Here is a 12,772-nt window from a genome sequence, read left to right as displayed (position 1 = left end):
CCGCGAATGCCGACGTTTCGCTCCAGGCGCGGGGTCCGGACGCGACGGTGGGGGGCGGCGCCGTTGCCACCCCCCACCGTGCTCCCCGCCGGTGCGACCGTCAGCCCTTGTGGAACGACTGGCGCACCACACCCCCCACCAGCGCGCACCAGGTGCTGGTGCTGAGCTTGCCGGTGGGCGGCAACCCGTGCAGGCGTTGCAGGTCCTTCACCGCGCTGCGGGTCACGTGGTCGTACTCGCCGGTCGGGAGCACCTCCGCGTAGCCCTTGGCGGCGAGCATGAACTGCGCCGCGACCACCGGAACGCCGGTGTCGTGCTGGTCCAGCTCCGGGGCGAGCGTCTCCCAGGTCGGCGCCGTGAGCGTGGCGTCCACGTCGACCGGGATCCCGTTGCGGGCCTGCCAGTCCTGCACCGCCGCCACGGTGGCGGCGTCGAACACGCCGGTGACCGGCACGGCGTAGCCGCGGAACGTGAGCAGGTACTGCGCGACCTGGACGACCGGGCCGCCGACGAAGCGCCAGATGTCCGGCCAGCGGCGCGCCGGTACGTCACCCAGCCGGGTGCCGAGCTTGCGGAAGACCTCGCGGCGCAGCCGGGGGAACTCCCGGTAGAACATCGCGCCCGGGCACTGGGTGGCGCGGAAGTCCCAGTGGCCGAAGATGTCGTGCGCGTGCAGCCCGTACTGCCGGCAGATCGCGGTGCAGAGCCGGACCAGGCCGTCGAGCAGCTCCTCCGGCGGCGTCTCGGTGACGTAGGTGCCCTCGTTCTCGATGCCGATCGCGCGGCCGTTCTCACCCGGGCAGTGCGCGGCGATCATCTGCCGGTCGCCGGCCTGCAGCCGCTCCAGGCTGCCGTGGCGTCCCTCCAGGACGTGACCGCCCCGGCTCACCGTGAAGTGCTGCCCGGTGTCCGACCAGCCGTTGCCGTCCATGTGCAGGTCCTGGCAGTCACGGGCGAGCTGCTTGGCGTGTTCCTCGGAGTAGTCGGTGACGTTCGGGAACGCCATGTGGTGCACGATGATCTTGTTGGTCGGGATCGCGCTGACCGACAGCGGGTCGGCCGGCGGGCGGGCGGCCCACTCGTCGCAGCTGATGATCCAGTCGAGGTCCGCGCCCGGCGCGGCCTGCGCGGCGGCCGGAAACGCGAGTTCGCTCCCGACGACCGCGACCGCGGCGGCGCCGAGGCCGGCCCGCAGCAGCGTGCGGCGGTCCAGCTCGGGGTGGTCGAAGTGCATGGCATCTCCTCGATGACCCGACCGATGCCGGGTGATGTAAAGGAACTCCAAGGTAAGCGCGCGAGTCGAAGAATATTGCCACCATGCCGCGCCGCGCCAGAGGACAAATGCCATCACCTCTACGCTGGGGCGCGGGCGGGGTCGGGGAGGGCGTGTGCGGGGACTGGATCGGCGTGGGGTGCTCGCCGCCGCGGGCGGGTTGGTGGTCGCCGGGGTCGGCGTACCGGTGGGGCTGGTGCTCGGTCGCGACCGGGCGCCCTCGGTCCCGAACGGACGCCGGCCGGTCAGCATGGCCATGCACCTGCACGCCTCGTTCAGCGAGGGTGTCGCCAGCTACGCCGCCCACCTCGACCAGGCCCGCCGCAACGCCGTCGACGTGCTCTGGTGGACCGACCACGACTTCCGGGTGGCCGCGCACGACCACCGCCGCGTCGTGCACTTCGACGGGCCGGAGGAGCCGGAGGGCGGGCTCGCCTGGACCTGGCACCCGGCCACCGAGGGGCGGCTCACCGACTCGTCCGCCGACTTCGTCGCCGTCCCGGACGCCGCCGACGGACCCGGCCGCGCGTTGCGCCTCACCGCCGCCGGTGCCGGCACCCACTGGTACGCCGGCAAGGCGTGGAACTGGACGCACACCGGGAACATCACCGACACCACGCTCCACCTCGACGTGCGACCCGAGTCGACCGGGCCGGACGCCACGCTGACCGTCGAGATCGCGTTGTCCCACCACCCGGCCGGGCCCGGCCGGCCCGCCGGGCAGCTGGTGCTGCGCTACCGGATCGGCGGCACCGACGCGGCCCGGCACACCGTCGACGGCCGGCACGGCACGGTCGACCGGCCCGCCCCGGCCGGCGTCTGGCGGCGGCACACGCTCGACCTGCTCGCCGACGTCCGGCGACTCTGGCCCGACCTGGTGGCCGGCGACAACTCGCTGCGCGGGCTGCGCCTCGGCGTCGCCGTCACCGGCGGCGCGCGGGGCGCGTACCTGGTCGACCGGCTGGTCTTCGACCGGGCCCGCCGCGCCGGGCAGGCCGGCGAGGAGCTGCGCGCCGAGGTGCTGAGCGGCTACGCCGGGGCGTATCCGGAGGTGACCCACCACCGGGCGTACGAGGTGTCCATGGTGCGCCACCTCAACTGGTTCGGTGGCGACGGCACGCTGCCCCGCTTCCCGTCCCCGCCGGTGCGGGACAACGACGTCGACGCGACCGGACGGATGGTGGAGTTCCTGCACGCCCACGGTGGCGTGGTCTGCTGGAACCATCCGCTGGACGTGGAGCGGCGTGACTCACTGGCCCGGCTGCTGGTGGCGCGGCGCGGGCTCGGCGTCGACCTGATCGAGATCGGACGGACCCCGGTCGAGGACCACCTCTGGGCGTACGACGTGGCGGCCCGTAACGCGATCCCGTTGACCGCCGTCGGCGTCACCGACGACCACGACGGCACCGACTGGCGGGCCGGGCGGGACCGGTGGATCACCTCCGTCTGGGCCGGTTCCACCCGCCGGGACGACCTGGTCGCGGCGCTGCGCGCCGGGCAGGCGTGGTTCGCCGACCTGGCCGCCTACCGGGGCGCGCTGGACCTGGAGCTGGGCGGTCGCAGCGCCATGGGCGCGTTGCCCACCGTCGCCGACGACACCGTGACGGTGCGGGTACGCGCCACCGACCTGCCGGCCGGGGCCGCCCTGGAGGTGGTCACCGGCGACGTCGACTCCGCGGGCGTCGCGGATCCGACGCCCGCGATCCGGACCGGACAGGTGCCGTGGCGTCAGCTCCGCCAGGGCTGGCACGACCTGCCGGTGCGGGTGGGCACCGGCGCGTACCTGCGCACCCAGGTCCGCGACCGCGAGGGTGCCGTCGTCGCGGCGAGCAACCCGCTCTGGCTGCTGCGCCGCCCCCCACCCGGCGGCGTCCCCCCAACCCGCCGCTTCTGACCACCCCACCCGAACCACCGCACCCGAGCCGTATATGCCGGTGAACGGTATATGCTGACGGGGTGAATGAGCCGCCGTTGCGTGAACCGACGTTCCTGATCCTCACCGCGTTGGCCGAGGAACCCCGGCACGGCTACGCGGTCGTCGAGGACGTGCTCCGCATCTCCGACGGCCGGATCCGGTTGCGGGCCGGCACGCTCTACGCCGCGCTGGACCGGCTGCGGTCCGACGGTCTGATCGAGGTGGATCGGGAGGAGGTGGTGCAGTCCCGGCTGCGCCGCTATTACCGGCTCACCGCGCTGGGCGCGACGAGGCTCGCCGACGAGGTGGACCGGCTGCGCCGGCACGCCGACACCGCCGGCCGCCGCCTGCGCGCCGCCGGCCTGCTGCCCGAAGGCGGCACCGCATGACCGAGCGCACCGAGCGCAGCGAGGGCCGTGAGGGCGTGCCCGATCGGCACCGCATGACCGAGCGCACCGAGCGCGGTGAGGGCGGTGCGGGCATGCCCGGTGAGCACCGCGCGAGCGCCGAGCTGGAGCGCCGCTACCGTCGGCTGCTGGCCGTCCATCCCTGGGCGCACCGCCGGGTGTACGAGGAGGAGATGCTGGCCGTGCTGCTGGCCGGCGCGCGACCGGGGCAGACCCGTCCCGGCCTCGCCGACACGGTCGACCTGGTGGGGGCGGGGCTGCGGGCCCGGCTGCGGGTGGGCGCACGGGGGTTCACCGCGCCGGCCTGGGCCGACGCCGCCGCCGTCACCGGTCTGCTGGTGGCCGTGGTGCTCGCCGCCGCCGCCGGGAAGAACGTGCTGGACCAGCTCGTGGTGGATCCGTCGCTGCCGCCGCCGCTGCCGCCCGCCCGGCCGGACGCGGTCGACTGGCTACGGGTGGCCGGTTGGGTGGCGGTCGCGATGGCCGCCGCGGTCGGGCCGCGCCGGGTCGCCGCGGTCCTGGCCTGGGCCGGTGTCGCCGGATGGCTGCTGTTGGTCGGCCCCGGCGCGGTCGACCAACCCGGGTACGTCGTCGACACGCTCCCGCAGTTCACTCTCGCGGTGATCGCCGCCGCCGCGCTCACCCTGCCCGCACCGTCACGCCGGGCGGTACGCGTGCTGGGTCCGCGCCGGCTCGCCGCGCTGACGACCGGCCCGATCGTGGGGGCCGGACTGCTGGAACTGAACCGGGCGACCCGTCCGCGCGTGTTCACCGATCTGGTCACCTATGAGAGCTTCCTCGGCCTGAGCACCACCGGCGAGGCGGCCATGTGGCTCTACCACGCCGGTCTCGCCGGGGCCGCCCTCGCGGTCAGCGTGGCCGTGCTCACCCTGGCGGCGGCGGTACGGCGGCGGGTCGTGGTGCTGCTGGCACCGGTGGCCGCCCTCGTCCTGGTGATCGACGGCGCGTTGTCCGGCTGGGCGGCGTCCACCGCCCACATGGGACATGTGATCCCGCTGGTCGGCGTGCAGTGGGCGATGCTGGCGCTCGCTCCGCCGGTCACGTTCCTGGCCGGCGCGCTGCTGGTCCGGCGCCGCGAGGAGACCCAGCGGATGGTGGCGCTGGGGCGTGCCGCTGACCGGGAGCGACCGACCGGCTGACGCTTGCCGGTGTCTGCTAGCACTGACGGTGTGTCCGTTACCGACCATCCGTCGCCCGCGGCCGGATCCGGGATCGCCGTCCGGTGCGCGGAAGCATCCGTTGCGCCGATGGCCGGCAGCCGCGATGCGACCAGAATGACCAGCGAGGCGGCCACCGACATCCGCCCCTGGAACGCCCTGGAGTGGGTCGCATGAGCGGCTGGCAGCTGTCCGGCTACACGCCGGTTCGCACGCTCGGCTCCGGGGCGTCCGGCAGTGTCGTGCTGGCCACCCACGACAGCACCGGCACCCCGGTCGCGATCAAGTACCTGGTCCGCGATCTCGGCGCCGACTCCTCGTTCCGGGCCGCCTTCCGCGACGAGGCCCGGCTGCTCGGCGAGGTCGACGACCCGCACGTCAGCCGGCTCTACGAGTACGTCGAGTCCCCGCACGGCGCGGCCATCGTGATGGAACTGGTCGACGGCGTGTCGTTGCGGCAGATGCTGCGCGCACACGGCCCGACCACGCCCGAGGCGGCGCTCTGTGTGCTGAAGGGCTCGCTCGCCGGGCTCGCCGCCGCCCACGCCCACGGCGTCGTGCACCGCGACTACAAGCCGGAGAACGTGCTCGTCTCCGGTGCCGGGCTGAGTAAGCTCGCCGACTTCGGGATCGCCATGCCGATCGGTCGGGGCAGTGACACCACGGTCTCCGGCACGCCCCGCTACATGGCGCCGGAGCAGTGGACCGGCGCCCCGGCCAGCCCGGCCTGCGACATCTACGCCGCGACCGCCACGTTCTTCGAGTGCCTCACCGGGCGGCCCCCGTACCAGGGACCCGGCCTGCTCTCCCTGCGCGACCAGCACGCCAGCGCGCCGATCCCCACCGACCCGGCGCCCGTGCCGGTGCACGAGCTGCTCCGCCACGGCATGGCCAAGCGCCCCGACGACCGGCCGCAACCGGCCGCGGTCTTCCTGGAACTGCTGGACCGGGTGGCCGGCATCGGATACGGGCCCGACTGGGAGGAGCGCGGGCTGCGCGAGCTGGCCCGGCGGGCCGCCCTGCTGGCCGCGCTGTGGCCGTTCCCCGACCGGGCGGGGGGCGCCACCGCGGTGGCCGGCACCGCGCTCGGCGCCACGATCGGCCGGGGCCGCCTGTTCCAACGGGGACGCAAGCGCGTTCTGCTGGCGACCGGCGCCGTGGTCGCCGCCGTGCTGGTCGGTGGCGCCGGCTACAGCTACGCCGCCCGCGAGACGTCGGCCGCCAAGGCGCCCGCCGGCCTGTCGCCGGCCGGCGCCGGCCCCACCGGCCCGGCCGCGCCGGAGCCGACGGACACCGCCACACCGGACAGCACCGCCACCGTGTCGCCCGCGCCGTCCGTCCCGCCCGATCCGCCGACGGGCACGCCGTCCGCCACCCCTGACGGCACGCGATCGCCGACCCGGCCAACGGTACGCACCAGCGCGCCGGCCTCCACCCCGTCGCGCCGCACCGCGCCGCCGCCCCCGCCGGACGTCACCGCGCCGGCCGTCGGTGGGGTGACGGTCGACCCGGGCCAGCTCGAACCGAAGGGCTGCCCGTACGGGGTGCAGAGCAGCACCGTCACCGTCACCGTCACCGTCACCGACGACCGCAGCGGCCCGGCCGCCCTGACGGTCACGTTCCGCTACCTGCTCGGGGGCGCCACCGGCACGGTCCGGATGGCCGCCGCCGGACGCGGCGTGTTCACCGGCCCGCTCGGCCCGCTGGCCGCGCCGAGGCAGAGCACCCGCATCCCGATCGAGGTCACCGCCGTCGACGCCGCCGGCAACGCGGCCACCTCGGCGTCCCCGGTGTACGTGACCCTCTACAACTACTGCACCCCCGGCTAGGAGGACGACGTGCCCGCTGCCCCGCACCGTGGCCCGGACCGGGGACGGCCGGCGTGACCCGGCCGGAGGAGCCCACCGAGGCGCTGCCCACCCGAGCCCGGCCCGCCGACCCGGCCCGGGACGAGCCCACCGTCCACCTCGTCCCGCCCCGGCCGCCGGTCGACGCGGACGCCACCGCGCCCCTGAACGTCGACCCCGCCGGGCAGCCGACCGCGCACCTCGCGCGCCCGCCCGCGGCCGCCGACGCGACGGCACACCTTGCCGGCCCGGCGATATCCCGGCCGGTCGACGGCGAGCCGACCGTGCACTTCGGCGGTGGCACTGCTGGCGGCGGGGAGCCGACCGTGCACTTCGGCGGTGGCACTGCTGGCGGCGGGGAGCCGACCGTGCACTTCGGCGGTGGCACCGTCGGTGGCACGGCGTCGGCCGTGCACCGGACCGGGCCGTGGTCGGCCGGTGGGCAGCCGACCGCCGGGTACCGGTCGACGACCGCCGGACCGGTCGGGCCGACGGCGGGGGCGACGGCGGGGGCGTACCGGGAGACGACTGTGGACGCGCGGCCGGTGAGCGGCGTTCCAGGGCCCCCGCCCGGCGGCGAGCTGCGCTTCGGCCCGGGCGTGCCGGCGACGCCGCCGCCGGCCCCGGCCTGGCCGGCCGTGCCGCCGGCCCGCCCGCCGCGCCCGGTCTGGCGTCGCGTCGTCTCGGTGCTGTCCACGCTGCTCACCGCCGCGTTGCTGGTGACCGTCGGGCTCTACCTGTGGCAGCGGCTGCGACCGTTGGAGGTCGAACAGGTAGCGGTGGCGGTGCCCCGACCGGCCGGGGTGGCCTGCGACGTGACCGTCGACGTCGTCGCCACGGTACGCACCAACGGGCGCGCCGGCACGATCCGCTACCAGTGGTTCCGTTCCGACGCGCCGCCCGGCGCGCTGCTCGCCGAACGGGTCGGCAGCGGCCAGCGGACCGCGACGCTCACCCTCAGGTGGACGTTCAGCGGCGTCGGCGCCACCACCGGGACGGCCACCGTCAACATCGTCGAACCGACGCCGGTGCAGGCCGGCACGCGGGTCAGCTACCGCTGCCCCGGCGGCTGAGCGTTTCCCCGCGCGCCGCCCAGGGTAGGCCGACCCGGGATGAACCTGAACCCATGCGTGGAGGCCCTTCGATGACAGACAACTTCGGTGACGCGGTGGGCGACGCGTTCCGTTCGGTGATGCTCTTCCTGCCCAAGGCGGTCGCGTTCGTCGCGATCCTGGTCGCCGGCTGGCTGATCGCCAAGGCGGTGCTGAAGCTAGTGGACAAGGTCCTGGAGCGGGTGCACTTCGACCGGGCGGTCGAGCGCGGCGGCATCAAGACCGCGCTGGCCCGCTCGAAGTACGACGCCAGCGACATCGTCGCCAAGCTGGCCTACTACGCGGTGCTGCTGGTCACGCTCCAGCTCGCGTTCGGCATCTGGGGGCCCAACCCGATCTCCGACCTGATCGCCATGGTGGTCGCCTGGCTGCCGCGGGCGTTCGTCGCGATCGTCATCGTGGTGGTGGCCGCGGCCATCGCCCGCGCGGTGAAGGACATCATCTCCAGCGCGCTCGGCGGCCTCTCCTACGGCCGGGTGCTGGCCAACCTCGCCTCGGTGTTCATCCTCGGCCTCGGGGTGATCGCCGCGCTCAACCAGATCGGCGTCGCCACCGCGGTGACCACGCCGGTGCTGATCGCGGTGCTCGCCACCGTCGGCGGCATCCTGGTGGTGGGCGTCGGTGGCGGTCTGGTCCGGCCGATGCAGAGCCGCTGGGAGAGCTGGCTGACCCGGGCCGAGGAGGAGTCCCGGACCATCGCCACCCACGCGCGCGCCTACCAGGCCGGCCGGCGTGACGTCGAGGCCCGGCTCGCCACCACCGACCCGTACCGCGAGGTCGAGCTGACCCAGCCGGTTGCCGGGGACGCCGAGGCGGACCGCACCCAGCCGGTGTCCCGGGATGCCGAGCCGACCCAGCCGGTGCCGACGTACGCGGGTGCCGCCGAGCCGACCCAGCCGGTGCCGGCCCCGGGCGCCGAGGACGCCACCCAGGTGATCCCGCCGCTCGGCGACTCCGGGCGCACGCCGCCGGCCGCGCCGCGCCAGCCGACCGCCGAGCAGGCGGCGGACAGCGAGGCGACGATGGTCATCCCGTCGGCCGACGTGGACAAGTTCCGCCGCTGAGCCGAGCGTACGACCGGGGCGGGATCCGATGCGGGTCCCGCCCCGGCGCGTGTTCAGCCGGGGGCGCGGCCTCGCCGCCGGCCGCTCGGGGCGGGCGCAGCTCCCCGTGTTCGTCGAACGCGTCGTCCGGTTAGGATCGTGGCATGACCTGGCGATGGTGATCCCCGCCTGACCGACGAGGCCGCGGGCCGCCGCGGACACCGTGCACTCCGACCGGTGTCCGTCACGTCCCGTGGGAAGGCCCCATGCTCGTCGCTCCTGCCCGCGTGCCCGCGACCCGCCGACTGGCGGCGACGCTCTACGGCTACGCGTTCCTCACCGACCTCGTCCTGCTGTACCCGCTCTACGTCCTGCTGTTCGCCGACACCGGGCTGTCGGTCGGGCAGATCTCCTCGCTGTTCGTCCTCTGGTCGACCGCCGGCATCCTGCTGGAGATCCCGTCCGGCGCGTGGGCCGACGCGCTGTCCCGGCGGCTGCTGCTCTGCCTGGCGCCGCTGCTCACCGCCGCCGGCTTCGCGCTCTGGGTGCTGCTGCCGTCGTACCCGGCGTTCGCCGTCGGCTTCCTGCTCTGGGGCGCGGGCGGCGCACTGCGCTCCGGCGCGCTGGAGGCGTTGGTCTTCACGGAGCTGGACCGTCTCGGCGCGGCCGACCGGTACGCCCGCCTGATCGGTCGCGCCCGCACCGCCGAGGTGCTCGGCGCGGTCGGCTCCGGGGTAATCGCCGGACCGGTGTTCGCGCTCGGCGGCTACCTCGCGGTCGGCGCGGCGAGCGTGCTGACCTGCCTGCTCGCCGCCGCCGTCGCGGCGCGCCTGCCGGAGCGCCGGGCGCCGGTCACCGCGCCGGCAGCCGACCGACCGGTGCCGGCCGGCGCCGGCCCGGGGGAGAGCGCCTCCGGCGTCGGCCCGGAGGAGGCGGCCCCCGGCGGGGACGCGGCCGACGACGAACCCGGCTGGCGGGAGAGCCTGCGCGGCGGGCTGGCCGAGGTGCGGGCCGACCGCGCGGTCCGCACCGCCGTGCTGCTGGTCGCCGCCGTGGCGGCGATCTGGGGCGGACTCGACGAGTACACCGGACTGCTGGCCCGCGACACCGGCGTCACCGAGGCGGCCGTGCCGCTGCTGCTCCTGCTGCTGTGGGGCGGGATGAGCGTGGGCGGGCTGCTGGCCCCGCTGGGCGAGCGGCTGTCGCACCGCGGGTACGCCGGCCTGCTGGTGGTCGCGGCGGTGGCGACGGCGGCCGGGGCGTTGCTGCGCCACCCGGCCGGGTTCCCGCTGCTGGCAGTCGCGTTCGCCGCGTTCCAGCTCGCCACCGTGCTCGCCGACGCACGGTTGCAGGCGCGGATCACCGGCGACGCCCGGGCCACTGTCACCTCGCTGGCCGGCATGGCCACCGACCTGACCACAGTCGCCTGCTACGCCGGGTACGGCCTGCTCGCCGGTGCGCTCGGCAACCCGGCCGCGTTCGCGGTGGCCGTGCTGCCGTATCTGGGGGTGGCGTTCTGGTTGCTCACCGGACGAGGGGTGACTCGCTGGAAAAAGGAACAATAGCCGCATTCGCCACTACGGTGAGTGGCGGACCCGACCGACCGCGGGAGACGATTGCGGTGACCCTGGAAGCAGAGCGCACGCTGCGCGACGAGGACCTCAGCGGGCTGGCGGAGCTGGCGGCCCAGCTACGGGTGGACGCGATCCGGTGCAGCACCATGGCCGGCTCCGGCCACCCCACCTCCAGCCTCTCCGCCGCCGACCTGCTCGCCGTGCTGGTCGCCCGGCACCTGCGCTACGACTGGTCCTACCCGGGCAACCCCGGCAACGACCATCTGATCTTCTCCAAGGGCCACGCCTCGCCACTGCTGTACGCGGTGTTCCGGGCCGTCGGAGCGATCAGCGAGCAGGAGCTGCTGGAGACGTACCGCCGCGCCGGTTCGCGTCTCCAGGGCCACCCCACCCCGGTCCTGCCCTGGGTGGACGTCGCCACCGGCTCGCTCGGCCAGGGCCTGCCGGTCGGGGTGGGCGTGGCGCTCGCCGCCCAGTACCTCGACCGGTCGACCGCCCACGTCTGGGTGCTCTGCGGCGACAGCGAGACGGCCGAGGGCTCGGTCTGGGAGGCGCTGGACAAGGCCGGCCACTACGGCCTGCGCAACCTCACCGCGATCGTCGACGTCAACCGGTTCGGCCAGCGCGGCCCGACCGAACTGGAGTGGGACCTGGACACCTACCGTCGGCGGGTCGAGGCGTTCGGCTGCCGGGCGATCGTCGTCGACGGCCACGACCTCGGCGCGGTCGACGACGCGTACCGGCAGGCCCGCGACGCCACCGGCCCGACCGTGGTGCTGGCCCGCACCGTCAAGGGCAAGGGCGTGCCCGAGGTCGAGGACGACCCGTCCTGGCACGGCAAGGCGCTCGACCCCGAGCTGGCCGACCGGGCGGTGCGGGCGCTCGGCGGGCCGACCCGGATCCGGGTCACCGGGCCACGCCCGCCCGCCGCGCCGCGCGCCACCGGGGCCGAGCCCGGACAACCCGACCTGCCCCGCTACGAGCGCGGCGCGAAGGTCGCCACCCGGGACGCGTACGGGGACGCGCTGCGCGCGCTCGGCGCCGCCCGGCCGGACGTGGTCGCGCTCGACGGCGAGGTCGCCGACTCCACCCGGGCCGAGCGCTTCGCCGACGCGTACCCCGACCGGTTCTTCCAGATGTTCATCGCCGAGCAGCAGCTCGTCGCCGCCGCCGTGGGCCTGGCGGTCCGCGGCCGGCGACCGTTCGCGGCCACGTTCGCCGCGTTCTGGTCACGCGCCTACGACTTCATCCGGATGGCCGGCGTCTCCCGCGCCGACATCGCCCTGGTCGGCTCGCACGCCGGCGTGGAGATCGGCCCGGACGGGCCCTCCCAGATGGGGCTGGAGGACATCGCCGCGCTGCGCGCGGTCCCCGGCTCCACGGTGCTGAGCCCGTCCGACGCGGTCTCCTGCGCGGCGCTGGTCGCCCAGTTGCCGGACCGGCCGGGCGTCAACTACCTGCGCACCACCCGCGGCGCGTACCCGGTGCTCTACGAGCACGGCGAGGCGTTCCCGATCGGCGGCAGCCGGGTGGTACGCGACGGCGTCGACGTGGCGCTGCTCGGCACCGGCGTCACCGTGCACGTCTGTCTGGCCGCCGCCGACGAGCTGACCCGGGAGGGGATCGACGCCCGGGTCGTCGACCTCTACTCGATCAAGCCGGTCGACCGGGAACGCCTGCTGGAGACCGCGCGGGACACCGGCGGCCGGCTCGTGGTGGTCGAGGACCACTATCCGGAGGGCGGCCTCGGGTCCGCCGTGCTGGAGGCGCTGGCGGACCGGGCCGACCCGGTGCGCGTCCAGCACCTCGCGGTACGCGGACTGCCCGGCTCCGGCACCCCGACCCAGCAGCTCGACCGCGCCGGCATCGGCGTGCACGCCGTCGTCGCCGCGGCCCGCTCCCTCGCCTGAGGTGTAAGGAGGGGCCCCCTGTTATCGCATTCTGCATAACAGGGGGCCCCGCTTAACACGCGTGGGCCGGCGCGCCGGCATCGTCACCCGGGCAGCGCGTCGACGTAGACCCAGCGGCCGTCCTCCCGGGCGAAGCGGCTGTGCTCGGTGAGCACGCCGGGATGACCGCCCTCCCGGTAGTGGGCCCGGAACCGGACCGTGCCGGTGCTGTCGAACAGGCCGCCCTCCCGGGTCTCCACCACCTCCAGCCGGGTCCACCGGGTGCCCGGGTCCAGCCCCAGCCGATCGGGCCGGGTGCGTGAGTGCCAACTGTGCCGCAGGTAGTCGGCGTCGCCGAGCGCGAACGCGCTGAACCGGGACCGCATCAACGCCTCGGCGGTGGCCGCCGCCGCGACACCCCGGTGCACCGGGGCGCAACAGTCCTCGTACGGCTGGCCTGACCCGCACGGGCAGGCCGTGCTCCGTTTCCCCATCCCACGATTCTCGCCCGCCGCCGAGAGGTGCAAGCAGGGG

9 protein-coding genes and 1 pseudogene are annotated in these 12,772 nt (G+C 75.3%); 8 read left to right on the top strand and 2 right to left on the bottom strand.

Going from position 1 to position 12,772, the window contains the following annotated elements; all coding sequences use genetic code 11:
• Positions 1-100 precede the first annotated feature (100 nt).
• Positions 101-1,234 (bottom strand): N-acetylmuramoyl-L-alanine amidase, encoded by a 1,134-nt coding sequence (locus tag C8054_RS18510; protein WP_107158059.1) that lies wholly within the window; start codon positions 1,232-1,234, stop codon positions 101-103.
• A gap of 154 nt (positions 1,235-1,388) precedes the next feature.
• On the opposite strand from C8054_RS18510, the gene C8054_RS18505 reads away from it, so the two are divergent.
• The 8 genes and pseudogenes from C8054_RS18505 (at position 1,389) to C8054_RS18470 (ending at position 12,259) form a co-directional block, all read left to right on the top strand.
• Positions 1,389-3,167: a hypothetical protein gene (locus C8054_RS18505; RefSeq protein ID WP_107158058.1), complete on the top strand. Its 1,779-nt coding sequence runs from the start codon at positions 1,389-1,391 to the stop codon at positions 3,165-3,167.
• A gap of 62 nt (positions 3,168-3,229) precedes the next feature.
• On the top strand, positions 3,230-3,577 hold the full coding sequence (locus tag C8054_RS18500) for a PadR family transcriptional regulator (protein ID WP_107158057.1): 348 nt from the start codon (positions 3,230-3,232) through the stop codon (positions 3,575-3,577).
• Positions 3,574-4,755 (top strand): hypothetical protein, encoded by a 1,182-nt coding sequence (locus C8054_RS32310; protein ID WP_199199840.1) that lies wholly within the window; start codon positions 3,574-3,576, stop codon positions 4,753-4,755. The genes C8054_RS18500 and C8054_RS32310 overlap by 4 nt, the downstream gene beginning before the upstream one ends.
• A 191-nt stretch (positions 4,756-4,946) precedes the next feature.
• Positions 4,947-6,602: a serine/threonine-protein kinase gene (locus C8054_RS18490; RefSeq protein WP_107158056.1), complete on the top strand. Its 1,656-nt coding sequence runs from the start codon at positions 4,947-4,949 to the stop codon at positions 6,600-6,602.
• A 53-nt stretch (positions 6,603-6,655) separates the two neighbouring features.
• Positions 6,656-7,693, top strand: a complete 1,038-nt coding sequence (locus C8054_RS18485; RefSeq protein WP_107158055.1) for a hypothetical protein — start codon at positions 6,656-6,658, stop codon at positions 7,691-7,693.
• A 53-nt stretch (positions 7,694-7,746) separates the two neighbouring features.
• Positions 7,747-8,487 (top strand): annotated as a pseudogene (locus C8054_RS18480) (hypothetical protein); the annotation flags it as partial.
• 554 nt (positions 8,488-9,041) lie between these two features.
• Positions 9,042-10,340, top strand: coding sequence for an MFS transporter (locus C8054_RS18475; protein WP_107158053.1), 1,299 nt, complete (start codon positions 9,042-9,044; stop codon positions 10,338-10,340).
• Positions 10,341-10,396: 56 nt separating this feature from the next.
• Positions 10,397-12,259, top strand: coding sequence for a transketolase (locus C8054_RS18470; RefSeq protein WP_107158052.1), 1,863 nt, complete (start codon positions 10,397-10,399; stop codon positions 12,257-12,259).
• Between the two features lie 83 nt (positions 12,260-12,342).
• Here the strand turns inward: C8054_RS18470 and C8054_RS18465 are convergent, their stop codons facing one another.
• Positions 12,343-12,732: a YchJ family protein gene (locus tag C8054_RS18465; RefSeq protein ID WP_107158051.1), complete on the bottom strand. Its 390-nt coding sequence runs from the start codon at positions 12,730-12,732 to the stop codon at positions 12,343-12,345.
• Positions 12,733-12,772: the final 40 nt, after the last annotated feature.

Origin of the sequence: Micromonospora sp. RP3T (genome assembly GCF_003027925.1) — a bacterium.
GTDB lineage: Bacteria > Actinomycetota > Actinomycetes > Mycobacteriales > Micromonosporaceae > Micromonospora.
Note: the sequence above shows the minus strand (reverse complement) of the source record. Positions and strands in the feature narration are given on the sequence as shown.

What these genes read in the sequence shown, in the direction of transcription:
- C8054_RS18510 (WP_107158059.1), bottom strand. Translation starts at nt 1,234, where the DNA reads ATGCACTTCGACCACCCCGAGCTGGACCGCCGCACGCTGCTGCGGGCC.
- C8054_RS32310 (WP_199199840.1), top strand. Translation starts at nt 3,574, where the DNA reads ATGACCGAGCGCACCGAGCGCAGCGAGGGCCGTGAGGGCGTGCCCGAT.
- C8054_RS18490 (WP_107158056.1), top strand. Translation starts at nt 4,947, where the DNA reads ATGAGCGGCTGGCAGCTGTCCGGCTACACGCCGGTTCGCACGCTCGGC.
- C8054_RS18475 (WP_107158053.1), top strand. Translation starts at nt 9,042, where the DNA reads ATGCTCGTCGCTCCTGCCCGCGTGCCCGCGACCCGCCGACTGGCGGCG.
- C8054_RS18465 (WP_107158051.1), bottom strand. Translation starts at nt 12,732, where the DNA reads ATGGGGAAACGGAGCACGGCCTGCCCGTGCGGGTCAGGCCAGCCGTAC.